The organism is Amorphus sp. MBR-141 (genome assembly GCF_053628695.1).
Genome location: NZ_JBRJGW010000005.1, coordinates 200946 through 224125 on the forward strand (window position 1 = coordinate 200946; position 23180 = coordinate 224125).

A 23180-nucleotide genomic window follows, 5' to 3' on the forward strand; every position below is an offset into this window, starting at 1 on the left:
CCGGCTCAGGCCTTCTCCATCACCACGACGATGTGGATGTAGTCCATGGCGTGGCCCTCTGGCGCCGCGGCGACGTGGTCCTCGTAGCGCTGGTAGAAGTCGTCGACGAGCGCCTGGGCCTCGTCGCGCGGCCGGGCGTCGAGGGCGGTCAGGTACACCGTCTCCGACCACGAGCGCATGGTCGGGATCAGCGTCTTGGCGAAGTCCGCGCCGGACATCGCCCCGGCGGACTCGGCGAACTTCGTCTCGTAGGGGCAGCGGGTGTAGCTGGAGAAGGCGTCGACGAGCTTGAGACCCGCCTTCGCGACGGGCGACGACGGGTCCTTCAGCGGCGCGGTGAACTCCTCCAGCGTCCGGTAGTACTGCACGAAGGTGGCGCGCTCGTACTCGCTCTGGCTGATCTTGCCCTCGTCGCGCAGCTCGCCCCAGAAGCGGTCGAACAAGTTGAACATGTGGGCGCCGCCGGTGGTGCCCAGATGGCGGCCCTGTTCGTCGATGCCGAAGTTCAGGCAGATCATCCGGCCGCCGGACTTCAGTTCCGCGGCGCGGGCCAGCAGGATCCGCTCCCAGTCGGCGCGCGCCTGCTCGGTGAAGGCGGCGGCCTCGTCGCCCTCGGCGCCCACCGCGTGGCAATGGGTCGAGATCTCGCACGGCTTCTGGGAAAGGTAGTGCATGGCGGTGGCGGAGAAGCCGAGGTCGAGCGTGCCGGCCGGAAACAGCTGGGTGTGGAACCCGGTGCCGCAGCCGTAGACGAAGACGTCGTCGAGGACCTTCTGGTAGGCCAGCGCCGCGTCGCCCTGCAGGCCCTGCATGGTGCGGAACAGCGTCGAGAAATCGTTCGACGGCAGGTCGGTGTAGGTGATCGCCACCTCGCGGGTGTCGCCCGCCTGGCGCAGCCCCTGGAAGGCCTGGAACCACATCTCGCGGCTGGTGCCGCCATCGGCGGCGCCGTAGTCGGCGACGCGCACGACGCCGGTGGCACCCGGCTGCGGCTTCAGCGCGTCCTGGACGATCGGCAGCATCTTGTCGATCGCCTGCTTGGCGCCGTAGGTCCGCTCGGAATAGTAGCCTCCGCCGCGCATGGACAGGACGGCCTGGGTGCTGATTCCGGTCTGGGAGGCGGTCATCTTGGTGTGTCCTTGAACAATCGACTGGCAATCGGAAAGGGCCGGCCGGAGGGTCTCCGGCCGGCCGCGTCGCGGGTGTGCGGTCAGACCGGGCGGGCGTTGATGTAGGCGCCCTCGGAGATCGCGGTGTACGGCTTGATGGTCTTCATGAAGTCCTGGATGGACGCATAGACCTTGGTCGCCAGCGGATCGGAGTCCGCCACCGTCTGGACGACGCCGGCCGACACCTCGGCGAGCTTCTTCAGGATGTCGTCGTTGAGGGTGCGCACGTCGACGCCCTCCGACCGCATCTGGGCGAGCGCCTGACCGTTCTTGGCCACGAACTCGTTCAGCACGATCTGGTTGGCCATCACGTTGGCGCCGCGAACGATCTCCTTGAGGTCGTCGGGGAGCTTGTCCCAGGCGGCCGGGTTGATCATGCAGTCGAGCACGCCGCAGGGCTCCATCCAGCCCGGCCAGTAGTAGTACTTGGCGACCTTGTGCAGGCCGAACGCCATGTCGTTCATCGGGCCGACGAAGTCGGCACCGTCGATCGCGCCGGACTGCAGGCCCTGGGGCACTTCGCCAAGCGGCATCTGCACCGGCGTCGCGCCGACCTCGGTCAGCACCTTGGCGCCGAGGCCGCCGGAGCGGACCTTGAGGCCCTTGTAGTCCTCGATCGTGTTGAGCTCCTTGTTGAACCAGCCGGCCGCCTGCACCGAGGTGTTGCCGGAAGGGAAGAACTTGACGCCGAGCTTGCCGTAGACCTCGTCGGCCAGCTCCTGGCCGCCGCCGTAGGAGAACCAGGCGTTCTGCTCCTGGGTGGTGAAGCCGAACGGCATCGGCGTGAAGAACTGCATCGCCGGCAGCTTGCCGGCCCAGTAGGCGGGATAGCCGTGGCCCATCTCCAGCGTGCCGTCGGCGACCGCGTCCAGCACCTGGAACGGCGGGACGATTTCACCGGCAGCGTAGAGCTTGACGGACATGCGCCCGCCGGACGCCTTGGAGATGAAGTCGGCGACGATTTCGGGCCCGGTGGCGAGCAGCGGCGAGTTCTTCGCCCAGGTCATCTGCATGCGCCATTCGATCTTGCCCTGGGCGATTGCCGGGGCGGCGAGGCCGGTGGCCACCGCCGTTCCCGATGCCAGGCCCAGTCCGGCCCTGGTGACGAATTGTCTGCGGTCCATGTCGAAGTTCCCCTCAGTGTTGCGACAACGGTCGGTGTCGATGATCCGCCGTCGTTGCGGCGGATCACGCGGGCCTGCGCCGGTCCCCTCGACCGGTTGTGCTGCCCGCGATTTCTCAGCCCGAGAGCACCCCGGGCAGCCAGTGGACGAGGCCCGGCCAGATCCACAGCACCGCCACGGCGACCAGCTGGATCACGACGAACGGGATCACCCCCCGGTAGATGGTTGGAAGCGACAGGCCGCTTGAGGCGCCCTGCAGGTAGAAGATGCCGAAGCCGAACGGCGGCGTCAGATAGCTCGTCTGGAGGATCACCGCGGCCGCGACGCCGAGCCAGAGCGGGTCGACGCCCTGCATGATCAGCCCGGGGGCGAAGATCGGGATGACGATGAAGATGATCTCGAAGGTGTCGATCATGAAGCCGAGCAGGAACATCAGACCGAGCACGAAGATGGTCGCGCCGATGGCGCCGGCCGGCAGCGAATGCAGCAGCTCGATCACCACGTCCTCGCCGCCGAAGCCGCGGAAGACGAGCGAGAAGATCGTCGCGCCGATGAGGATCGCGAAGATCATCAGCGAGATGCCCATGGCGTCGCGGATCGCCTCGGCGAACGTTTCCCAGGTGAGCGAGCGGTTCATCAGCGCCAGTACCACCGCGCCGATGCCGCCGAGGGCGGCCGATTCCGTCGCGGTGGCGATGCCGGTCAGGATCGAGCCCAGCACCAGCACGATCAGCCCCAGCGGCGGGACCATGGCGAACAGCACCCGGACCGGCAGGTTGGCGCGTTCGGCGTCGCTCATTGGCACCGGCGGGCAGCTTTCGGGGTCGGTGAGGGCGCGGAACAGGATCCAGGCGATGTAGAGGCCGACGAGCACAAGGCCGGGCAGCAGCGCGCCGGCGAACAGGTCCGTCACCGTCACCGGGTCGGAGGAGAAGATCCCCATCCGCAGCTGCGCCTGGGTGTTGGCGTTCTGCAGCATGGTGCCGAGCAGGATCAGCACGGTGGAGGGCGGGATCAACTGGGCCAGCGTGCCGGAGGCGCAGATCACCCCGCACGACAGCGACTGGCTGTAGCGGGCGCGCCGCATCGCCGGCAGGCTGATCAGCGCCATGGTGACGATGGTGGCGCCGACGATGCCGGTGGAGGCGGCCAGCAGCGCGCCGACCAGGATCACCGAGATGCCCAGGCCGCCGCGCATCCCGCCGAACAGCTGCCCCATGGTGATGAGCAGGTTTTCCGCGACCTTCGAGCGCTCCAGCACCGTCCCCATGAACACGAACAGCGGCACTGCGACGAGGGTCGGGTTGAGGCCGATGTCGAGGAGGCGGGAGGGCAGGGAGCCGAGCAGGATCGGGTCGAACGCCCCGAACAGGCTGCCGATGCCGGCCATCAGCACCGCCGAGCCGCCGAGCGCGAACGCCACCGGGAAGCCGGTGAGGAGCGCGACGATGACGCCGAGGAACAGGAGGACGCAGGAAACGGCTTCCGCTTCCATCTCAGTCCGAGCTCCCCGGTCCGTACAGGATGACGTGCAGGCTGCGCAGCACCGTGGCCACCCCCTGGATCGCCATCAGCCCGCAGAAGGCGACCACGGCGGTCTTCATCAGGTAGAGGAACGGCAGGCCGTCGATGGAGGGCGAGGCCTCGAGCAGGTTCCACGACCGCACCAGCGCCGGCCAGGCCTTCACGGCGACGACCGCCATCATCGGCCACAGGAACAGGACGGTCCCGACGAGGTTGGTCCAGGCGCGCCCGCGCGGGCCGAGCAGCCGGTAGATGAGATCCACCCGCACGTGGCCGTCGCGGGCATAGACGGCGGAGGCCCCCAGAAAGACGAGGGCGCCGTTCAGCCAGACGAAGCTCTCAGACAGCCAGGGGTAGCCGATCGACAGGCCGTAGCGCAGCAGCGCGACGGCGGCGGCAAGGAAGACCACGACGGGGAGGAGCCACTTGAGGAGTTCGCCGAACCCCTCCATCACCCGGTCGATGGTGCCCGCCGCCCTCAGCATCGCTCACCACCGGTCGCGGTTGCTGCGGATCGGACAGGCGGGCAGATGCCCCTCCGCACGACAGACGCGCCATCGCACAGACATCGGCTGTCCTCCTAGCGGATCGGTATGGAAGGAAGGATCGACACGGGTCATCATTTCAAGAAGCGTGCCAAGCGGTTCCGGTTGAGGCAAACCGGAATTACTTGTTCACGCTTCAAAATAATTGAAGCGTGCGCAGTTGCGTGCGCAGCGCACCGGCCGCGCTGCGCACGCGCGCGGAAATGCGCAGATGATCGCCCGAAAAGGGCCCGAATGCGCAGTTTGGTGCATGCGCACGCGCGCCTATTTGCGCACGACGATGCGCGTGTTCGCGGCGCCGTTCGCCTGCACCAGGTCGTACAGCGCCTTGGCGTTCGACGGGTGAAGGCGGACGCAGCCGTGCGAGGCCGGCCGCCCCAGGCTCTTGAGCGCCGTCGTTCCGTGGATCGCGTAGCCGCCCCGGAAGAAGATCGAGTTCGGCATCGGCGCGTTGTCGTATTTCTTCGAGAAATAGCGCCGGTACATGCGGGTCGGCCGGTAGCTGCCGGTGGGTGTCCGGTAGCCCTTGCGGGCCGTCGAGACCGGCCACGCATAGAGCGGCGTGCTGCCGACCCGCACGTACATGCGCTGGTCGGAGAGGTCGATCGTCGCCGTCACCGTCGCCGCCTGCGCCGCCATCGGGACCGCTGCCGCCCCGGCGGCGACTGCGATCGCGAGCGCGGCAGCCCGCACCGATCCCCAACGCCCACTGAGCCTGAAACGCATGGATGCCCCCAACGATTCGCCGGTCGCCACCGCGCCGTCCGATCCGGACCGGCCAGCCGGGGCGGCGGACTGCCGATCTTAGTCCCCTAATCGTCCGATCCCGTACGGCAAACGCGCCGACCTGCGATGACAGGACCGTGATCGGCCGGCCGCGCGCTGGCCCTGTCCGGTCCGACAGGTCGGAAGCCCGGCGGGCGGGATCAGGGGAGCGGATACGTCGCACCCGCCCGACCCCGCGCGGCCAAACTCAGGCGAGCGGCGGAAAATGCCGGAAGAACCGTGGTTCCAGTCCGGCCCGTTTCGCCGAGATCGCTTCGGTCCGGACTGGAAATGCTCTAGAGATGGTGCCCTTGCGCGACGCTGACGGACCGGAGACGGCGACCATGTGGATATTCCTGCTCGGCCTGGTGATTTTTTTCGGCACCCACCTGCTGCCGGTCGATACCGGCCTCCGCGCCAGCCTGCGCACCCGGCTGGGCGAGGGCACCTACCGCGTCGTCTATTCGATCGTCGCCTTCGTCGGCCTCGTCCTGATCATCTGGGGCTACGGCGAATGGCGCGATGCCGGGCCGCCGATTCTCTACGTTCCGCCGGTCTGGACCCGGCATCTGGTCATGCTGATCATGCTGCCGGTGTTCGTGCTGCTGGTCGCGGCCTACGCCCCCGGCCGGATCCAGCGCGCCGCCAAGCACCCGATGATCCTGGCGGTGAAGATCTGGGCCCTTGCCCATCTGCTGGCGAACGGCGATGCGGCCTCGGTGCTGCTGTTCGGCTCGTTCCTCGCCTGGGGGGTGATCGCCCGCATCTCGCTGAAGCGCCGCCAGGCGGCAAACCCGCACGTGGTGCCGGTGGCGGGATCCGGACGCAACGACCTGATTGCCGTGGTCGTCGGCCTCCTTGTTTACGCCCTCTTTGTCTGGAAGGTGCACGTCTGGCTGATCGGGGTGCCCATAATCGCCTGATCTTCACTTCGTTTTCGCGGCCGCCTGAGCGCGCCAAATGGCTTGGCCCGCGGCCCGGAACGCGTTACACGGCGCGACCGGGACCGGATTGGCGGCGGCGACGAACGCGGCAAGAGAACCGATGAGGATCGACGGACGATGACGGACATTTTTCAGGAGGTCGAAGAGGACCTGCGGCGCGAGCGCATGCGGTCGCTCTGGGACCGGTTCGGGATCTATGTCGTCGTCGTCGCGGTGCTGATCGTTGCCGTCACCGCCGGTTATCGCGGCTACATCTACTTCCAGACCAAGGCCGAGCAGGCCGCCGGCGACCAGTTCCTGACGGCGCTCGACACCGCGGCGGCCGGTGACAGCGCCGCTGCCGCCGAGGCGCTGACGGAATTCGCCCAGAGCGCGCCTGGCGACTATCCCATCCTCGCCCGCTTCCGCGCGGCCAGCGAACTGGCGCTTTCCGGCGACACTGAAGCTGCCGTCTCGAGGTTCGACGCGCTTGCCGCCGACGGCGGCCTGTCGCAGCGCCAGCGCGATCTGGCGCGGGTGCGGGCGGGCTACGTGCTTCTGGATACCGGCGACAAGGCCGGCATCGAGGACCGCCTGACGGGCGTTGCGACCGAAGTGGGCGCCTGGCGCAACTCGGCCCGCGAGATCCTCGGCATCGCCGCCTATCAGGACGGCGACTACGCGGCCGCGGAGAAGTGGTTCGGCGAGATCGACATGGATCCCGCCGCACCCCAGGACCTCAAGGCCCGGGTTCAACTGTTCATGGGCCTGATCAATGGATCCCGTGCCGCCCCCGCGGCAAGCGAGGCCGCGTCGGCAGACGACAGCGGCACGGCGGCGCCACAAGGTGGCGATGCGGCCGGTGCGGGGGCGTCGGAGGTGAGTAAATGATGAGTTGTTTGCGTCCGGCCGCGGCTTTGATCGCGGTTGCGGTTCTGGTCAGCGGGTGCGGGTCGGTCGGCGATACGATGGACTCGATCAATCCGTTCCGGAAGAAGGACACGATCCTTCCGGGTGAGCGGAGCCCCATCTTCACCAATCAGGACACGCCGGACGAGACAAACACCGACGTCGCGTCGGTCTCCATCGGGGCGGCCTCGTCTATGGCCGACTGGCCGCAGGTGAGCGGGAATCCGCAGTCCAACACCGGGCATCTTTCCTTCAGCGGCAGCGGCGCCCGGGCCTGGAAGTCCTCGATCGGCCGCGGCGGCGGCAGCGTCATGCAGTTCGCCAACGAATCCCAGCGCATTGCCGCGCGGCCCGTGGCTGCGGGCGGCAACGTCATCGTCTATTCGCCCGATGCGACCGTGACCGCTCTCTCCGTTTCCAGCGGCGGGCGCGGCTGGAGCACCAGCCTCCGTCCGGAGAAGGAAAACGACGTCGCCAGCGGCGGCGGTGCGGCGATCGACGGCGGCAAGGTGTTCGTGGCGACCGGCTACGGCACGCTCGCGGCGCTCGATCTCGGATCGGGCAAGGTCCTCTGGACGGTCGAAATGTCGATTCCGGCGCGCGGCGCGCCGACGGCGACGGCCGGCAAGGTGTTCGTCGTCAACCAGTCCAACGAGGTGGTGGCGGTCAATCAGTCCGACGGTGCCGAAGTCTGGACCTACCGCGGCATTCCGGAGACGGCCGGCCTGCTGTCGACCGCCAACCCGAGCGTGTCGGGCGACACCATCGTCGTGCCGATGAGTTCGGGCGAGGTGCTGGCGCTGTCGGCATCGAAGGGCGAGCCCAAGTGGATCGACTCGGTGACCCGTTCGACCCGCACGCTGGCCGTCGCCGGTCTCACCGACGTCTCGGGAAGCCCCGTCATCGACGGCGGAACCGTGTTCGCCACGGGTGTCGGCGGCCGCACCATCGCGGTCAGCCTGACGACCGGCGAGCGGATCTGGGAGCAGAACGTCGGCAGCGCCTCGACCCCGATCGTCTCCGGCACCGGCGTGTTCCTCATCGACCTGGAGGGCAGGATCGTGGCGCTCGAGAAATCGACCGGCAAGATCGCCTGGCGCACCGCGCTTCCGCTGAAGAAGAAGGGCCGCTTCGCCTGGAATGGCCCCATACTCGCCGGCAACTCCCTGTGGGCGATCTCCAACGAAGGCGTGCTTGTTGTGGTGAATCCGGTCGACGGCCAGATCCGGTCCCAGACGAACGTGGCCAGCCATGGCTTCACCGCGCCGATCCTGGCCGCCGGCAACATGATCTTCGTTTCGGATTCCGGCGAGATCTCGGCCCTGCGATGAGATCAAGATCCCGGCGCTCCGATGACGACGCTGCCGACCGTTCCGGACGACGGCAGGCCCGCGTCGCCATCGTCGGGCGCCCGAATGTCGGCAAGTCCACGCTTTTCAACCGGATCGTCGGCAAACGTCTGGCGCTGGTCGACGACACCCCTGGCGTCACCCGCGATCGCCGCGAGGGGCAGGGCCGGGTATCCGACCTGCGATTTGTCGTCATCGACACCGCAGGCCTGGAGGATGCCGGTCCCGACACCCTGGAAGGGCGGATGCGGCAGCAGACCGACATCGCCATCCAGGCGGCGGACGTGGTGCTGTTCGTCGTTGACGCGCGCGCCGGGATCACCCCCGCCGACGAGGCCTACGGTGCGCTGCTGCGACGCTCCTCGCATCCGGTGATCGTGCTGGCCAACAAGGCCGAAGGCCGCAGCGGCGACACGGCCGCGCTGGAGGCCTACAGCCTCGGTCTCGGCGACCCCATCCCGTTTTCCGCCGAGCACGGCCAGGGCATCGACCTCCTCTACGACGCGCTCGACGCGGCCTTCCAGACGCTCGATCTCGGCGGCGACGTGGAGCCGGATGAGCTGGATGGTCCCGACGAAGCGATCCCCGGCGTTCTCGACATCGGGGACCTGGCGCCGGAGCACGACGCCCCGGCGGAGGACGATGCCGGCCCCGGCCGGACCCGCCCGATCCAGGTGGCGATCATCGGCCGGCCGAACGCCGGCAAGTCGACGCTCATCAACCGCCTGATCGGCGAGGAGCGGATGCTGACCGGCCCCGAGGCCGGCATCACCCGCGATTCCATCAGCGTCGACTGGACCTGGCGCGACCGCGCCTTCCGCCTCGTCGACACCGCCGGCATGCGCAAGAAGGCCAAGGTGCAGGCCAAGCTCGAGCGCCTGTCGGTCAACGATTCGATCCGCGCGCTGCGGTTCGCCGAAGTCGTCGTCATGACCATCGACGCGACCGTCCCGTTCGAGAAGCAGGACCTGCACATCATCGATCTGGTGGAGCGCGAGGGCCGCTCCATCGTCATCGCGCTCGACAAATGGGATCTGGTCGAGGATCGCGACCAGACGCTGAGCGCGCTGCGCGAGGCGGCCGATCGGCTGCTGCCGCAGCTGCGCGGGCTGCGGCTTGTGCCGGTCTCTGGCCTGACGGGTCTGGGCCTCGACCGGCTGATGGAAGCGGTCGTGAACACGGTGGAGCGCTGGTCGACCCGCGCCACGACGGGGCAGCTGAACCGCTGGCTCTTCGCCGCCATCAACCGGCATCCACCGCCGGCCGTCAGCGGCCGCCGCATCAAGCTGCGCTACATCACCCAGGTGAAGACGCGGCCGCCGCACTTCGTGGCGTTCTGCTCGATGCCCGACGACCTGCCGGCGGCCTACAAGCGCTATCTGGTCAACGGTCTGCGCGAGACCTTCAAGCTGGACGGCGTGCCGATCCGGCTGACCCTGCGCAAGGGCGACAACCCCTACGCCTGAGGCGGGCGGGGCATCCGCGCGGCGCAAATGACGCCGCGCAAAATCAGATTTCTCAATCTTATCAAGACGCTAAAAAGAGCAGCTTAGGCTACCGCCTGCGCGATCGGCTTCAGGCGATGCCGACGGTGCGTTCGCTCGCCGGAATGCCGTCGTCGGCCATCGGGCGGCCGAGTTCGATCAGGCTGCCGTGCTCCAGACAGGCGGGCGTCAGCAGCGCCAGGATAGGCATCGCGTGGGCGCCGGGCGGCGTGGCCGCATCCTTCGCCTCGCCGGGGAACGCCTTGCCGCGGAAATGGGTGCGGGTCGGACCCGGGTCGACGATGTTCACGCGGACGTTGGTGTGCCGCACCTCGTTGGCATAGGTCCGCACCAGCGCCTCCAGCCCGGCCTTCGAGGCGGCGACCGCGCCCCAGAACGGCTCCGCGGTGCGGGCCTGGGCGGCGGTGAGGAACACGGCGCGGCCAGCGTCGGACTGGCGCAGCAGCGGATCGAGGGAGCGAATCAGCCGCCAGTTGGCCGTCAGGTTCAGGCCGATCGTCTCGTCCCAGACCTTCGGCGGAATGTGCCCGAGCGGCGACAGCTGGCCGAGGATGCCGGCGTTGCCGACGAGCACGTCGAGGCGGCCCCAGCGCTCGAACAGCGCAGCCCCCAGCCGGTCGATGGCGTCGTAGTCGGTGAGGTTGATCGGCACCAGGGTGGGGGCAGGGCCGCCGGCAGCGCGGATGGTGTCGTCGAGTTCCTCCAGCGCACCCACGGTGCGACCGACGGCGACGACGTTGGCGCCAGCCGCGCCGAGGGCCAGCGCGACGGCGCGGCCGATGCCCCGGGTGGCGCCGGTCACCAGGGCGACGCGGCCTTCGAACGCTCCCGGCATGGTCAGCCGACCTCGGCCAGCAGCGACAGCTGCGGATCGGTGTTGTTCTCGAGCCGGTCCGTCAGCCGGGTCGGATAATCGCCGGTGAAGCAGGCATCGCAGAACTGCGGGTTTTCGTTGGTCCGGCCGGGCTGGCCCGCGGCGCGGTAGAGACCGTCGATCGACAGGAACGCCAGGCTGTCCACCTTGATGTAGCGGGCGAGCTCCTCGACGCTCATGCGGGCGGCGATCAGCTTCGACTTCTCGGGGGTGTCGACGCCGTAGAAGCAGGAGTCGGTCGTCGGGGGGCTGGCGATCCGCATGTGGACCTCCGCCGCGCCGGCCTCGCGCACCATCTCGACGATCTTCAGGGAGGTGGTGCCACGGACGATCGAATCGTCCACCAGCACGACCCGCTTGCCCTGCAGGATCTCGCGGTTGGCGTTGTGCTTGAGCTTCACGCCCATGTGGCGGATCGCGTCGGTCGGCTGGATGAAGGTGCGGCCGACATAGTGGTTGCGGATGATGCCGAGGTCGAACGGCAGTCCCGCCGCTTCGGCGAAGCCGATGGCGGCCGGCGTGCCGGAATCGGGGACCGGCACGACCACGTCGGCCGGCACCGGCGATTCGCGCGCGAGTTCGGCGCCGATGCGCTTGCGCACGTCGTAGACGTTCTTGTTCGACACGATCGAGTCCGGCCGGGCGAAATAGACGTACTCGAAGATGCAGAAGCGGGAGCTGGGGGTGCTCGGAAACGGATGCAGCGATTCGATGCCGTCGCTGGTGATGACCACCACTTCGCCGGGCTCGATGTCGCGTACGAAGCGGGCGCCGATGATGTCGAGGGCGCAGGTTTCCGACGTCAGCACGTAGGAGCCGTCGAGGTCGCCGAGCACCAGCGGCCGGACGCCCAGCGGATCGCGGGCGCCGACGAGCTTCTTGTCGGTCATCCCGACGAGGGCGTAGGCGCCCTCCAGGTTGCGGAGCGCGTCGATGAACCGCTCGATGAACGAGCGCCGGTCGCTGGTCGCCACCAGATGGATCAGGGTCTCGGTGTCGGAGGTCGACTGGAAGATCGAGCCGCGTTCGCGCAGGGCGCGCTGCAGCGTGCGGGCGTTGGTGATGTTGCCGTTGTGGGCGACCGCGAAGCCGCCGCCGGCGAACTCGGCGAAGAGGGGCTGCACGTTGCGCAGCGCCGCGCCGCCGGTGGTCGAGTAGCGCGTGTGGCCGATGGCGCGGTTGCCGTGCAGCCGGGCGATCACCGCGGGCTTGGTGAAGTTGTCGCCGACCAGGCCGATGTGCCGTTCCGTGAAGAACTGGGCGCCATCGTAGGAGACGATGCCCGCGGCCTCCTGGCCGCGATGCTGGAGGGCGTGCAGGCCGAGCGCCGTCAGCGCGCCTGCGTCGTCATGGCCGAAGATGCCGAAGACGCCACACTCGTCGTGGAAGTGGTCGTCCGCTTCGTCGGCGAAGGCGCCGGCATCCGCGGGGCTCACTGAATCGTAAAGACGGGGCATTCGGGACCGGACCTCATTAACCCCCCAGGATCAACGTGCGTGCGGCTGGCTTCACCCGACCGCAGATAGGTTGATCCCTGACCAATATCCAGTGCACCCCGGCAGCTTTCATACAAGCCGTGGGCGCACCTGGACCTCATAGAAGGAACGCCGCCCCTGTGGCCCAGAGCATTTCCCGTTCGGATCGAAGCGACCGGACCGAAACGGAGTGGCTCGGGACGTTGAATCCCGAGCCATTCCCGATCGATCGTGTGCGGTCGCCTCACCAACGAGAGGCTCTAGTTCCCCGGCGTTCCGGCGTCGTTTCCGGCGGGGGCCTCAGGCGCCGGAGCGCCCTCGGAATTGCCCTCACCGGTGGACTGGATCAACTGATCCATCTGGTTGCGCTCCTGCGACCCGTAGTCCGGAGTGGTCCGGGTCGGCGCGGTCACGTTGTCGTCGACGGGAGCGCCGCTTTCGCGGGGCTTCACGGCGTCGCGGAAGGTGGCTTCCGGATCGTCGGGCAGGGCCGCCAGCAGGCGGTTGCCGAGATCGTTGAGGGTCGGGCGCGAGGCCGACTGGACCACCCAGGTCGGCTGGTTGCGCTCCGGCACGAGCCAGTTGAAGAAGATCAGCGCGACGACGATCAGCAGCACGCCGCGGGCGACGCCGAACAGGAAGCCGAGGAAGCGGTCGACGAAGCCGGCGCGGCTGTCGACGACGAAATCGGAGAACTTCATGGTGATGAAGCTGACGACGATCAGCGTCACCAGGAAGATGATGGCGGCGGAGACGGCAAGGGCGATCGTCGGCTGGGAAATGTACTTCTCGATGGTCGGCACGAGATCGTCGTGGAACATGTAGGCGACCACGGCGGCGATCACCCAGGCGGCGATCGACAGCACTTCACGCACGAAGCCTCGGATCATCGCGAGCAGCGCCGAGATCAGCACGACCGCGAGGACAAGGGCGTCAAATGCGGTGAAGGACATGGACCGGGCTCCTCACGCCACCGCGCCGTTCCGGGCGCGTTTCAAGCACATCTCAGGATGACGCGGATTGTTTGCGATCAGACGCATCGTCGCCGCCACCGCGCAGCCCGTCAGGCTCGCCGTCCTCGAACAGTCGTCCGATGAGATCATTGAGACTGCCGATCGCAACTGTTCGCAAACCCTTGGGTGAGTCCGTCGCTACCGATTCCGGGACCACAGCCTGCCCAAACCCGAGTTTTTCCGCTTCCTTCAGCCGTCCCGCCGCATGGGCGACCGACCGGACACGACCAGACAGGCTGACTTCGCCGAAATAGACGCAATCACTGGGCAGGGCAAGCCCGCCAAGCGAGGAGATCAGCGCCGCCGCAACCGCAAGGTCGGCCGCCGGCTCGGTGATGCGCAGGCCGCCCGCCACCGCGAGATAGACGTCGTTGCTGCCGAGGCGCACACCGCAGCGCGCCTCCAGCACGGCGATCACCATCGCCAGGCGGCTGGAATCCCAGCCCACGACGGCCCGGCGCGGCGTTCCGAGCGTGCTCGGGGCCACCAGCGCCTGGATCTCGACCAGCAGCGGCCGGGTGCCCTCCATGCCGGCGAACACCGCCGCACCCGGGCTGGCGGTGTCGCGTTCGCCGAGGAACAGCTGGGAGGGGTTATCCACTTCCCTGAGGCCCGAGCCGGTCATTTCGAAGACGCCGATCTCATCGGTCGGCCCGAATCGGTTCTTGGTGGCGCGCAGCAGGCGGAAGGAATGGCTGCCGTCGCCCTCGAAGGTGATGACGGCGTCGACCATGTGCTCGACCACCCGCGGCCCGGCGATCTGGCCGTCCTTGGTGACGTGGCCGACCAGCACCACCGTCGCGCCGGAGGTCTTGGCGTAGCGGATGAGCGCCTGGGCGCTGGCGCGCACCTGGGAGACGGTGCCGGGCGCGGATTCGGCGATCGACGTCCACAGGGTCTGGATGGAATCGATGATCACCAGGCCGGGGCGGGGACCCGCCTGCAGCGTCGCCAGGATGTCCTCGACGCAGGTCTCCGAGGCAAGCGCCACGGGCGCGCCGCTGGCGCCGAGGCGCTCGGCGCGCATCCGCACCTGGGGGATCGCCTCCTCGCCGGAGATGTAGACGACGTGGCCGCCGTCCATCGCAAGCCTGGCTGCCGCCTGCAGGAGGAGCGTCGACTTGCCGATCCCGGGGTCGCCTCCGACCAGCAGCACCGAGCCCGGCACGAAACCGCCGCCGGTGACGCGGTCGAGTTCGGCGATGCCCGTCTGCAGCCGCGGCGGTTCGTCGCTGGTGCCGGCCAGGCTCTCCAGCTTCACCGGCCGGCCGCGCACCGAGGAGACCTTGCCGGTGCCGGCCAGGATCGGGTCGGTGGCGGTTTCTTCCGAGATCGAGTTCCAGGCGCCGCAGGACTCGCACTTGCCCGCCCACCGGTTGGTGACGGTGCCGCATTCCTGGCAGACGAAGCGCGGTTGCCGCTTGGCCATCAGCGCGCATCCAGTCCGACATAGCGCCGCGCGTAGCGGCGGGAGAGGCCGGTCAGCAGTTCGTAGCCGATGGTGCCGGCGGCGTGGGCGACGTCGTCGACGGCGACATGGGGGCCGAACAGCTCCACCCAGCTGCCGCGCCGCACGAGGGCTTCGGGCACGGCGGTCACGTCGAGGGCGATCAGGTCCATCGACACCCGTCCGACATAGGGCAGGCGGTGCCCGGCGGCCCAGGCGGACGCTCCGGCCGTCTCGCGGCTCTCGCCGGCGTTGCGCAGCAGCCCGTCGGCGTAGCCCACCGAAACGATCGCCACCCTGCCGGCCCGGTCGAGGCTGCCGACGGCCCCGTAGCCGACCGGCTCGCCGGCGCTGACGTCGCGGACCTGCAGCACGCGGGCCTCCAGGGTGACGACCGGCGCCATCGGGTTGTTGCCCTCGACCCGCGCCCGGCCGCCATAGAGCGCGATCCCCGGGCGCACCAGGTCGAACAGGAAGTCGCCACCGGCGAGCGCGCCCGCCGAGTTGGCGAGCGACGCCGGAAGATCCGGGTAGAGCGCCTTGGCGGCCCGGAAGGCGTCGAGCTGCTGTCGGTTCAAGGGATGGTCGGGCGCGTCGGCGCAGGCCAGGTGGCTGATCAGAAGCTTCGGTGCAACGCCCGGCTCCATGTCGACGCCGGAAAACGATTCCGCCTCGGCATGGGTCAGGCCGAGCCGGTTCATGCCGGTGTCGACGTGGATGGCTGCGGGCAGCTCGCGTTCCACCGAGCGGGCGAACCGCCCCCAGTCCTCGATCTCGCCGGGGCTGCCGAGCACCGGGATGATCTTCGCCTCGCGATAGTCGGCCTCCGCGCCCCGAAACAGCCCGTTGAGCACGTAGATGGTGGCCTCGGGCAGCACCTCGCGCAGCCGCATTCCCTCTTCGGGAAGGGCGACGAAGAAGGTCCGGCAGCCGGCGTTCCAGAACGTGTCGGCCGCGCGTTCCAGGCCGATGCCGTAGCCGTCGCCCTTGACCACCGCCGCGCAGTCGGCGGGCCGGCTGCGGTCGCGCAGCCGGCTCCAGTTCCCGGCAAGGGCGGCGAGGTCGATGGTCAGCCGTCCGCCGGCATGCTGTTCGCGGGGAAAGGCCGGGGAAAACGGGTTCAGATACACGGCGTTCCGATCCAATCAGTCCAGGCGTGCGGGAAGGTGGTCGTCCGGGGCGAGGCTGGAGAAGCGGGTGACCTGGGCGTCGAACTGCAGGTTGACGGTGCCGGTCGGGCCGTGCCGCTGCTTGCCGACGATCACCTCGGCGCGGCCGGCGACCTGCTCCATCTGGGCCTGCCACTCGAAGAACTGCTCGGTGCCTTCCTTCGGCATCTTGCTCTGCAGATAGTACTCCTCGCGGTACACGAACATCACCACGTCGGCGTCCTGCTCGATCGAACCCGATTCGCGCAGGTCGGACAGCTGCGGCCGCTTGTCGTCGCGCGATTCGACCTGGCGGGAAAGCTGCGACAAGGCCAGCACCGGCACGTTCAGTTCCTTGGCCAAGGCCTTGAGGCCGGTGGTGATTTCGGTGATCTCCTGGACGCGGCTGTCGGACGAGCGCTTGCCGGAACCCTGCAGGAGCTGCAGGTAGTCGATGATGAGGACGTCGAGCCCCTGCTGCCGCTTCAGGCGGCGGGCGCGGGCGGTGAGCTGGCCGATGGTGAGGCCGCCCGACTGGTCGATGAACAGCGGCAGCGTGCGCATTTCCTGCGCCGTCGCGGCCAGCCGTGCGAACTGTTCCTCGTCGATGTCGCCGCGGCGGATCTTCGACGACGACACGCCGGACTGCTCGGCGAGAATGCGCGTGGCCAGCTGTTCCGACGACATTTCCAGCGAGAAGAAGCCGACGACGCCGCCGTCGAGCGCCTTGATGGTGCCGTCCGGCTGGGTCTCCGCCTTGTAGGATCGGGCGATGTTGAAGGCGATGTTGGTCGCCAGCGACGTCTTGCCCATCGCCGGACGTCCGGCAAGGATGATCAGGTCCGATGCCTGCAGGCCGCCGACCTGCCGGTCGAGATCGACGAGGCCTGTGGACACGCCGGACAGGTGGCCGGAGCGCTCGAACGCGGCAGCCGCCATGTCGACGGCCAGGGTCACCGCGTCGCCGAAGGAGCCGAAGCCGCCCTCGAAGCGGCCGCTCTCGGCGATCGAGAACAGCTTGCGCTCGACGTCCTCGATCTGGTGGCGCGGCGTCGCGTCGATCGGCGAATCGTAGGCGACGTTGACCATGTCCTCGCCGATGGTGATCAGCAGGCGCCTGAGCGCCAGATCCATCAGCGTGCGGCCGTAGTCCTCGGCATTGATGATCGTCGTCGCATCGGCGGCGAGGCGCAGCAGGTACTGGGTGACGGGCAGGTCGCCGATCTTCGCGTCGGCCGGAAAGAACGTCTTCACGGTGATCGGCGAGGCGACCTTGCCGGCGCGGATCAGGTGGGCGACCTTCTCGTAGATCTGCCGATGCTGCTCGACGAAGAAGTGGGTCGGCTCGAGAAAGTCGGTGACGCGGTAGAACGTCTCGTTGTTCACCAGGATCGCGCCGAGGAGCTGCCGCTCGATCTCGATGTTGTGGGGCGCCGTGCGGGCGGCCGCCGTGTCGCTGGTCAGGGAAAGGGCCGAGGTGGCCATAGTTCGCCTCCGTCCCCGCTTTCCACGCCGGCACCGGACCGTGCGCGCCTTCGCCCGTGCCGGGGGCGATCGTCGCGACGGAGCTGGCCGGGCGGTCGTCGGACCGTGTTCATCCGTATTGCATGGGCGATGCCCGCGGCCCGCCTGCCGGTGGCCGGGTGGCTCCCGCATGATCCATAGCGGCGAAATCCGGCGAGCGGGAGAACAAGCGTACCCGATTCGCCGATTGTGCCCGCTATCCCCCGGTGTCGGCCGAAATGCGACGCCGGGGGTTGACGCCGCCGGGCCGCTACTCTCCCGCCTCGCGGAAGGAGATCGGCGTGCTGTCGATCTCCCGGAGCCGGTCTTCGACCTCGAACATGTAGTTCCGGGTCAGGGGCAGGGCGTGCTGGTTGCGGGTGATCTGGATCTGGAAGTTCATCATGTCCTGGTAGCGGAACGCCGTCTCCGACCCGGCCAGATAGAACTCCCACATGCGGCAGAAGCGTTCGTCGTAGAGCGCCTTGGCCTCCTCCCGGTGGGCCATGAACCGTTCCCGCCACGCCTTCAGCGTTTCCGCGTAGTGGAGGCGCAGGATCTCGATGTCGGTGATCTTCAGCCCCATCCGCTCGATGACCGGGACCACCTCCGACAGCGCCGGGATGTAGCCGCCAGGGAAGATGTACTTGGAGATCCACGAGTTGGTGTCGCCGGCCCCGTCGAAGCGGCCGATCGAATGGAGCAGCATCACTCCGTCGTCGGCCAGCAGCGACCGGCACTTGCGGAAATAGTCCTCGAAATAGCCGACACCGACGTGTTCGAACATTCCCACCGAGACGATCCGGTCGTAGGGACCGTCGAGGTCGCGGTAGTCCTTGAGCTGGAATTGCACGCGGTCGGAGAGGCCCATCTCGGCGGCACGGGCGTTGGAGCGTTCGTACTGCTCCGTCGACAGGGTCACACCCGTGACTTCGGCATCGAAGTGGCGCGCGATGTAGAGGCCCATGCCGCCCCAGCCGGAACCGATGTCGAGGACCCGCTGTCCCGGCTCGAGCGCCAGCTTGGCGGCGATGTGGCGCTTCTTGGCCAGCTGCGCCTCTTCCAGATCCGTATCGGGCGTCTCGAAGTAAGCGCACGAATACTGCGAATCGGCATCGAGGAAGAGCCGATAGAGATCGCCGTTGAGGTCGTAGTGGTGGGCGATGTTGGAGCGCGCGCGCGAATGGGTGTTGTGCTGGCGCAGGCGGCGGGTGAGGTAGCGGTAGGTTTCTTCGGCGCGGAGCCACCAGCCGGGCCTGTCGAGGCCAGCATTCGAGAGCACCACGGCGAGGAAATCGTAGATGGTGCCACGCTCGACGACGAGCGATCCATCCATGAAGCATTCTCCGACCTTCAGGCCGGGGTTGAGAATGCAGCTTCGTTCCGCCTTCGCGGTCGCGAACCGGACGCGGACCGGGATGCCCGATCCGTCGCCGAACTCGTGCACCATGCCGTTCGCGCTCACCACCGTGAGCGCTCCAGACTTCACGACACGCGACAGGAAGCCTTTGAGCAACTGATCCATAACGCCTCGGATGGCCGGCCGGTGGAAGGACCGGCGATTCTCCGTTCAAGATGACGTTATCGTAAGCAAAGGAGCGCTCGAACCTCAAGCGCTCCCTGAACACAGGTCAAGAGTTTCGCCGTCGAGTGCTTCCCCTTCAGATCGCACGGATCGGAAGGGGCAAGGACTCAGCGGTCTTCGTCGCCTTCGGACGCTGCCGGTTCTTCGCCGGTTGCATCCTCGGCGTCGACTTCGGCAGCCGTCTCGGCGTCTTCGTCCTCATCCTCCTCGAACGCGAACTGGTCGTAGGAGAGCACGTCCTCGCCGGCCGCCTGGCGGGTCGCCTCGTCCGGCGAGCGGGCGATGTTCATGCTCACCGACACGGCCACTTCCGGGTGGAGGCGGATCGAGATGGTGTGAACGCCGAGGGTCTTGATCGGCTGGTTCAGCTCGACCTGATTGCGCCCGACCGAGAAGCCGCCGGCGTCGAGAATCTCCGAGATGTCGCGGGTGGAGACCGAGCCGTACAGCTGGCCGGTCTCGCCGGCCTGGCGGATCACCACGAAGGAGGTGCCGTCGAGCTTCTCGCCGACCTGCTCGGCTTCCTGGCGGCGCTCGAGGTTGCGGGCCTCAAGCTGGGCCCGGTCGCGCTCGAAGCGCTTCTGGTTCGCGTCGTTGGCGCGCAGCGCCTTGCCCTGAGGCAGAAGAAAATTGCGGGCGAAGCCGTCGCGCACGCGCACGCTGTCGCCCATCTGGCCGAGCCTGGGGATTCGCTCGAGAAGAATGACCTGCATTTTCGGGTACCTTTCCGTCTGTCCCGCACGGTGATCATCCCGCCGTCGGGCGACTGCCCTTGTCCGGCGCGGAAGATGATCGTGGTCGATGCTCTGGAGCGGTCGTGCGCGGGGGCGCGACACGGCAGGCTCCAGGAGGCGGTTAGAGGCCGGTCGCGGGTTGCCCCGGCCGGTCCCAGCGGTGCCCGCGGCGGCACGGTTCGCACGAACCGTCGCCGCCGCCGGCGTTTTCGATAAGGGCGCTGTCTACTTGATCACGTAGGGCAGCAGGCCGAGGAAGCGGGCGCGCTTGATCGCCTTGGCGAGCTCGCGCTGCTTCTTGGCCGACACCGCCGTGATGCGCGACGGCACGATCTTGCCGCGCTCGGAGACGTAGCGCTGCAGCAGCTTCACGTCCTTGTAGTCGATCCGCGGCGCATGCTCGCCGGAGAACGGGCAGGTCTTCCGGCGGCGGAAAAACGGCCGGCGGGTGGGCAGCTGGGCGATGTCGATCATTCTGCAACTCCACGACGGTCGTCACGGCGGTCACCGCGTTCTCCGCGGTCCGGGCGATCTCCGCGCTCGGGACGGTCGCCACGCTCCGGGCGATCTCCGCGTTCCGGGCGGTCGCCACGGTCGAAGCGGTCGCCACGGCGACGGTCGTCGCGTTCGCGCTTCTGCTTCATCACGGACGGTCCGTCCTCGTGGGCGTCCACGCGGATGGTGATGTAGCGCAGGATGTCCTCGGAGAGGCGCATCTGGCGTTCCATCTCGGCGATGGCAGCCGGCGGCGCGTCGATGTCCATCAGGGCGTAGTGCGCCTTGCGGTTCTTCTTGACGCGGTAGGAGAGGTTCTTGAGACCCCAGTTCTCGATGCGTCCGACGGAGCCGCCGTTGCCTTCGAGTACGGCCTTGTACTGCTCGATCAACTGATCGACCTGCTGGCCTGAAATGTCCTGGCGAGCCAGGAACACATGCTCATAAAGTGGCATGGATGTGCCTTCCTCTGTTGACTATCCCACCCGGCGCAAAGCCTCGTCGAAGCCTTCGAGAAAGGCGTTCGAATACGCCTTCGCGAGCGGAGACACGGGAAAGCGGCTTCCAGTGTGGAAAACCTGTCGCAACCGGTCGACTACCGAGAGCGACTTTCCGTTCAGCCTCCAGCCGAATGTGATGTAGGTCGGTCTATCTATCCTCTCCGCGCAAAAATGCAACTGGTTTGAGCGGTTGCAAGCATCTGGACTTGACACGGCGGCGCGGTCTCGTCTTTGTCCGGCCGCACACGAGACGAGTGACCGCGCCTTCTGCGACGGTCGCTTCACGGCCGCTCTGGGGCCGCTCGCAAGGAACGCCATTATCTAATGACGATCGCTTTCACGTTTCCGGGGCAGGGCAGCCAGACCGTCGGTATGGGCCGCGACCTTGCCGTGGCCTATCCCGCGGCGCGCGCGGTGTTCGACGAGGTCGACGACGCTCTCGGCGAGAAGCTGTCCGCGACGATCTGGGACGGCCCGTCGGAGACGCTGACCCTGACGGCCAATGCGCAACCGGCACTGATGGCGGTCAGCCTCGCGGCAATCCGCGCGCTCGAAGCCGAAGGCGTTCGCGTCGCCGATGCCGCAACCTTCGTCGCCGGCCACTCGCTGGGCGAATATTCGGCCCTCGCGGCCGCCGGCAGCCTGACGATCGCCGACGCCGCGCGCCTTCTGCGCCGCCGCGGGCTGGCGATGCAGGAGGCCGTGCCGGTCGGCGTGGGCGCCATGGCGGCGCTGCTGGGTCTCGACCGCGAGGCCGCCGAAGGCGTGGCCCGCGACGCGGCCGACGGCGACGTGGTGGCGATCGCCAACGACAATGCGCCGGGCCAGGTGGTGATCTCCGGCCATCGGGCAGCCGTCGAGCGCGCCATCGAGATTGCCAGGGAGCGCGGCGCCAAACGTCCGATGCTGCTGCCGGTCTCCGCACCGTTCCATTGCCCGCTGATGGCGCCCGCCGCCGCCGTGATGGCCGAGGCTCTCGCCGAGGTGGATCTGCAGCCGCCGGTGGCGCCGCTGGTCGCCAATGTCCGGGTGCTGCCGATCGCCGATCCGGACGAGATTCGCGCCTGCCTCGTCGAACAGGTGACCGGTACCGTCCGCTGGCGAGAATCGGTCGAGTGGCTGGCCGCGAACGGGGTCGAGACCGTTGTCGAGATCGGCGCGGGAAAGGTCCTGACGGGGCTCGCCAAACGCATCGATCGCGCCCTGGAGGGCGTGGCGGTAACCGGACCCGACGACGTGCGCGCGCTCGCCGAGCGTCTCGGCACCCGAAGCTAGGACAACAGAGATGTTCGACCTGACAGGCAAGTTCGCGCTGGTGACGGGCGCAAGCGGCGGCATCGGCGGGGCCATCGTCCGCGCCCTCCACGCGCAGGGCGCCACCGTTGCCCTCTCGGGCACCCGCCGCGAGGCGCTCGACACGCTCGCCGGCGAACTCGGTGACCGCGTCCACGTCGTCCCGGCCGACCTGGCGGACCGCGACAGCGTCGAGGCCCTCGTTCCCGCCTGCGAGGAAGCCGCCGGCCCGGTGGACATCCTGGTGAACAATGCCGGCATCACGCGCGACATGCTGGCGCTGCGGATGAAGGACGAGGACTGGGACCGGGTCATCGAGGTCAACCTGTCGGTCGCCTTCAAGCTGTCGCGCGCGTGCCTGCGCACGATGATGCGCAAGCGCTCCGGCCGGATCATCAACATCTCGTCGATCGTCGGCGTGACGGGCAACGCGGGGCAGGTGAACTACGCCGCCGCGAAGGCCGGCATGATCGGCATGACCAAGGCGCTCGCGAAGGAAGTGGCGAGCCGCAACGTCACCATCAACGCAATTGCCCCCGGCTTTATCGAGAGCCCGATGACAGATGCGTTGAACGCGGACCAGAAATCGTCGATTCTGTCGGCCGTCCCCGCCGGCGTGCTGGGCAAGGGATCGGACATCGCCTCCGGGGTGGTGTATCTGGCCAGCGACGAAGCGGGTTACGTGACCGGTCAGACACTCCACATCAATGGCGGCATGGTGATGATCTGAGCCACTGCCGATGGGCCGCAAGGCCCGGAAATCCTGGACCGGACGGGCGGCGGCGCTTCTGGTCAAGCCTTTGAAAGTGTGTTACCTACCGCCGCGCCCTGAGGACGGACCGAGACCTGAGCGCTCCTGCTTGACAGGACGCCTGTGTCGAGGTCGAACGGTCCTGGATCATCCGCTGGGTCTTTCCTGAAAAGAAGAAACGCGGTCAGTGAGGCCGGGTCATCCCGGCAGGATAGTTTCGCCAAACACAATCGAGGAACCGAGAATGAGCGACATCGCGGAACGGGTGAAGAAGATCGTCGTAGAGCACCTCGGGGTAGAACCGGAGAAGGTCACCGACAATGCGAGCTTCATTGACGATCTCGGGGCTGACAGCCTCGACACCGTCGAGCTCGTCATGGCCTTTGAAGAAGAGTTCGCCGTCGAGATTCCTGACGATGCAGCAGAGACGATTCTGACCGTTGGTGACGCGGTTAAGTTTCTCGAGAAGAACACGCAGTAACAGCGCGTCCGAAACGGTCGGTCCCGCACGTGGCGGGACCGGTAGCCGGCATTTGGACAAGAGGATGC

General features: G+C 67.9%; 22 protein-coding genes. 7 read left to right on the top strand and 15 right to left on the bottom strand.

The annotated features are described in order from the left end of the window. Positions 1 to 5: 5 nt before the first annotated feature. From ACSSVZ_RS09050 to ACSSVZ_RS09070, 5 genes are all read right to left on the bottom strand, one after another. Positions 6 to 1127, bottom strand: coding sequence for an SAM-dependent methyltransferase (locus tag ACSSVZ_RS09050; protein ID WP_453969486.1), 1122 nt, complete (start codon positions 1125 to 1127; stop codon positions 6 to 8). Positions 1128 to 1210: 83 nt separating this feature from the next. Further along, the gene (locus tag ACSSVZ_RS09055) at positions 1211 to 2293 is read right to left on the bottom strand and encodes a TRAP transporter substrate-binding protein (RefSeq protein WP_453969487.1); all 1083 of its coding nucleotides are present in this window, start codon (positions 2291 to 2293) and stop codon (positions 1211 to 1213) included. A 115-nt stretch (positions 2294 to 2408) separates the two neighbouring features. Further along, positions 2409 to 3788, bottom strand: coding sequence for a TRAP transporter large permease (locus ACSSVZ_RS09060; RefSeq protein ID WP_453969488.1), 1380 nt, complete (start codon positions 3786 to 3788; stop codon positions 2409 to 2411). 1 nt (position 3789) lies between these two features. Next, positions 3790 to 4302: a TRAP transporter small permease subunit gene (locus tag ACSSVZ_RS09065; protein ID WP_453969489.1), complete on the bottom strand. Its 513-nt coding sequence runs from the start codon at positions 4300 to 4302 to the stop codon at positions 3790 to 3792. Between the two features lie 324 nt (positions 4303 to 4626). Then, positions 4627 to 5088 carry a L,D-transpeptidase gene (locus tag ACSSVZ_RS09070; protein WP_453969490.1) on the bottom strand — a complete coding sequence of 154 codons (462 nt, stop codon included), beginning with the start codon at positions 5086 to 5088 and terminating at the stop codon, positions 4627 to 4629. A gap of 383 nt (positions 5089 to 5471) precedes the next feature. Here ACSSVZ_RS09070 and ACSSVZ_RS09075 point away from each other — a divergent pair, with 383 nt between their 5' ends. From ACSSVZ_RS09075 to der, 4 genes are all read left to right on the top strand, one after another. After that, on the top strand, positions 5472 to 6050 hold the full coding sequence (locus ACSSVZ_RS09075) for an NnrU family protein (RefSeq protein WP_453969602.1): 579 nt from the start codon (positions 5472 to 5474) through the stop codon (positions 6048 to 6050). Between the two features lie 138 nt (positions 6051 to 6188). Continuing rightward, positions 6189 to 6941 (top strand): tetratricopeptide repeat protein, encoded by a 753-nt coding sequence (locus ACSSVZ_RS09080; RefSeq protein WP_453969491.1) that lies wholly within the window; start codon positions 6189 to 6191, stop codon positions 6939 to 6941. A 77-nt stretch (positions 6942 to 7018) separates the two neighbouring features. After that, positions 7019 to 8290 (top strand): outer membrane protein assembly factor BamB family protein, encoded by a 1272-nt coding sequence (locus ACSSVZ_RS09085; RefSeq protein WP_453969492.1) that lies wholly within the window; start codon positions 7019 to 7021, stop codon positions 8288 to 8290. Next, positions 8287 to 9774, top strand: coding sequence for a ribosome biogenesis GTPase Der (gene der, locus ACSSVZ_RS09090; protein WP_453969493.1), 1488 nt, complete (start codon positions 8287 to 8289; stop codon positions 9772 to 9774). The genes ACSSVZ_RS09085 and der overlap by 4 nt, the downstream gene beginning before the upstream one ends. Positions 9775 to 9883: 109 nt before the next feature. On the opposite strand, the gene ACSSVZ_RS09095 is transcribed toward der, so the two are convergent. From ACSSVZ_RS09095 to rpsF, 10 genes are all read right to left on the bottom strand, one after another. Next, entirely contained in the window at positions 9884 to 10648 is a 765-nt protein-coding gene (locus tag ACSSVZ_RS09095; RefSeq protein WP_453969494.1) for an SDR family NAD(P)-dependent oxidoreductase, read from the bottom strand. A gap of 2 nt (positions 10649 to 10650) precedes the next feature. Continuing rightward, complete coding sequence (gene purF, locus ACSSVZ_RS09100) at positions 10651 to 12144, bottom strand: amidophosphoribosyltransferase (protein WP_453969496.1); 1494 nt, start codon at positions 12142 to 12144, stop codon at positions 10651 to 10653. A 278-nt stretch (positions 12145 to 12422) separates the two neighbouring features. Then, a complete protein-coding gene (locus ACSSVZ_RS09105; RefSeq protein ID WP_453969497.1) occupies positions 12423 to 13115 on the bottom strand; it encodes a CvpA family protein in 693 nt (230 codons plus the stop codon). Positions 13116 to 13167: 52 nt separating this feature from the next. Further along, positions 13168 to 14604, bottom strand: a complete 1437-nt coding sequence (radA, locus tag ACSSVZ_RS09110) for a DNA repair protein RadA (RefSeq protein ID WP_453969498.1) — start codon at positions 14602 to 14604, stop codon at positions 13168 to 13170. Further along, positions 14604 to 15752 carry an alanine racemase gene (gene alr, locus ACSSVZ_RS09115; RefSeq protein ID WP_453969499.1) on the bottom strand — a complete coding sequence of 383 codons (1149 nt, stop codon included), beginning with the start codon at positions 15750 to 15752 and terminating at the stop codon, positions 14604 to 14606. Before alr ends, radA begins: the two co-directional genes overlap by 1 nt. Positions 15753 to 15767: 15 nt before the next feature. Further along, a complete protein-coding gene (locus tag ACSSVZ_RS09120) occupies positions 15768 to 17255 on the bottom strand; it encodes a replicative DNA helicase (protein ID WP_453969500.1) in 1488 nt (495 codons plus the stop codon). Between the two features lie 289 nt (positions 17256 to 17544). Further along, a complete protein-coding gene (locus ACSSVZ_RS09125; RefSeq protein WP_453969501.1) occupies positions 17545 to 18798 on the bottom strand; it encodes a class I SAM-dependent methyltransferase in 1254 nt (417 codons plus the stop codon). Between the two features lie 167 nt (positions 18799 to 18965). Continuing rightward, positions 18966 to 19571 (bottom strand): 50S ribosomal protein L9, encoded by a 606-nt coding sequence (gene rplI, locus ACSSVZ_RS09130; RefSeq protein WP_453969502.1) that lies wholly within the window; start codon positions 19569 to 19571, stop codon positions 18966 to 18968. Positions 19572 to 19817: 246 nt separating this feature from the next. Next, positions 19818 to 20066, bottom strand: a complete 249-nt coding sequence (rpsR, locus tag ACSSVZ_RS09135) for a 30S ribosomal protein S18 (RefSeq protein ID WP_453969503.1) — start codon at positions 20064 to 20066, stop codon at positions 19818 to 19820. Continuing rightward, positions 20063 to 20542: a 30S ribosomal protein S6 gene (gene rpsF / locus ACSSVZ_RS09140; protein WP_453969504.1), complete on the bottom strand. Its 480-nt coding sequence runs from the start codon at positions 20540 to 20542 to the stop codon at positions 20063 to 20065. Before rpsF ends, rpsR begins: the two co-directional genes overlap by 4 nt. Before the next feature lie 369 nt (positions 20543 to 20911). Between rpsF and fabD the strand changes: the two genes are divergently transcribed. The 3 genes from fabD to ACSSVZ_RS09155 all read left to right on the top strand — a co-directional run bounded on the left by fabD (position 20912) and on the right by ACSSVZ_RS09155 (position 23112). Further along, the gene (gene fabD / locus ACSSVZ_RS09145) at positions 20912 to 21862 is read left to right on the top strand and encodes an ACP S-malonyltransferase (protein ID WP_453969505.1); all 951 of its coding nucleotides are present in this window, start codon (positions 20912 to 20914) and stop codon (positions 21860 to 21862) included. Positions 21863 to 21872: 10 nt separating this feature from the next. Next, the gene (gene fabG / locus ACSSVZ_RS09150; RefSeq protein WP_453969506.1) at positions 21873 to 22610 is read left to right on the top strand and encodes a 3-oxoacyl-[acyl-carrier-protein] reductase; all 738 of its coding nucleotides are present in this window, start codon (positions 21873 to 21875) and stop codon (positions 22608 to 22610) included. Between the two features lie 265 nt (positions 22611 to 22875). After that, positions 22876 to 23112, top strand: coding sequence for an acyl carrier protein (locus tag ACSSVZ_RS09155; protein WP_453957003.1), 237 nt, complete (start codon positions 22876 to 22878; stop codon positions 23110 to 23112). Positions 23113 to 23180: the final 68 nt, after the last annotated feature.

What these genes read in the sequence shown, in the direction of transcription:
- fabD (WP_453969505.1), top strand. Translation starts at nt 20,912, where the DNA reads ATGACGATCGCTTTCACGTTTCCGGGGCAGGGCAGCCAGACCGTCGGT.
- ACSSVZ_RS09105 (WP_453969497.1), bottom strand. Translation starts at nt 13,115, where the DNA reads ATGTCCTTCACCGCATTTGACGCCCTTGTCCTCGCGGTCGTGCTGATC.
- ACSSVZ_RS09125 (WP_453969501.1), bottom strand. Translation starts at nt 18,798, where the DNA reads ATGGATCAGTTGCTCAAAGGCTTCCTGTCGCGTGTCGTGAAGTCTGGA.
- ACSSVZ_RS09055 (WP_453969487.1), bottom strand. Translation starts at nt 2,293, where the DNA reads ATGGACCGCAGACAATTCGTCACCAGGGCCGGACTGGGCCTGGCATCG.
- rpsF (WP_453969504.1), bottom strand. Translation starts at nt 20,542, where the DNA reads ATGCCACTTTATGAGCATGTGTTCCTGGCTCGCCAGGACATTTCAGGC.
- purF (WP_453969496.1), bottom strand. Translation starts at nt 12,144, where the DNA reads ATGCCCCGTCTTTACGATTCAGTGAGCCCCGCGGATGCCGGCGCCTTC.
- ACSSVZ_RS09095 (WP_453969494.1), bottom strand. Translation starts at nt 10,648, where the DNA reads ATGCCGGGAGCGTTCGAAGGCCGCGTCGCCCTGGTGACCGGCGCCACC.
- ACSSVZ_RS09060 (WP_453969488.1), bottom strand. Translation starts at nt 3,788, where the DNA reads ATGGAAGCGGAAGCCGTTTCCTGCGTCCTCCTGTTCCTCGGCGTCATC.
- ACSSVZ_RS09065 (WP_453969489.1), bottom strand. Translation starts at nt 4,302, where the DNA reads ATGCTGAGGGCGGCGGGCACCATCGACCGGGTGATGGAGGGGTTCGGC.
- ACSSVZ_RS09050 (WP_453969486.1), bottom strand. Translation starts at nt 1,127, where the DNA reads ATGACCGCCTCCCAGACCGGAATCAGCACCCAGGCCGTCCTGTCCATG.
- rpsR (WP_453969503.1), bottom strand. Translation starts at nt 20,066, where the DNA reads ATGATCGACATCGCCCAGCTGCCCACCCGCCGGCCGTTTTTCCGCCGC.
- der (WP_453969493.1), top strand. Translation starts at nt 8,287, where the DNA reads ATGAGATCAAGATCCCGGCGCTCCGATGACGACGCTGCCGACCGTTCC.
- ACSSVZ_RS09070 (WP_453969490.1), bottom strand. Translation starts at nt 5,088, where the DNA reads ATGCGTTTCAGGCTCAGTGGGCGTTGGGGATCGGTGCGGGCTGCCGCG.
- ACSSVZ_RS09120 (WP_453969500.1), bottom strand. Translation starts at nt 17,255, where the DNA reads ATGGCCACCTCGGCCCTTTCCCTGACCAGCGACACGGCGGCCGCCCGC.
- ACSSVZ_RS09075 (WP_453969602.1), top strand. Translation starts at nt 5,472, where the DNA reads ATGTGGATATTCCTGCTCGGCCTGGTGATTTTTTTCGGCACCCACCTG.
- radA (WP_453969498.1), bottom strand. Translation starts at nt 14,604, where the DNA reads ATGGCCAAGCGGCAACCGCGCTTCGTCTGCCAGGAATGCGGCACCGTC.
- rplI (WP_453969502.1), bottom strand. Translation starts at nt 19,571, where the DNA reads ATGCAGGTCATTCTTCTCGAGCGAATCCCCAGGCTCGGCCAGATGGGC.
- ACSSVZ_RS09085 (WP_453969492.1), top strand. Translation starts at nt 7,019, where the DNA reads ATGGACTCGATCAATCCGTTCCGGAAGAAGGACACGATCCTTCCGGGT.
- fabG (WP_453969506.1), top strand. Translation starts at nt 21,873, where the DNA reads ATGTTCGACCTGACAGGCAAGTTCGCGCTGGTGACGGGCGCAAGCGGC.
- ACSSVZ_RS09155 (WP_453957003.1), top strand. Translation starts at nt 22,876, where the DNA reads ATGAGCGACATCGCGGAACGGGTGAAGAAGATCGTCGTAGAGCACCTC.
- ACSSVZ_RS09080 (WP_453969491.1), top strand. Translation starts at nt 6,189, where the DNA reads ATGACGGACATTTTTCAGGAGGTCGAAGAGGACCTGCGGCGCGAGCGC.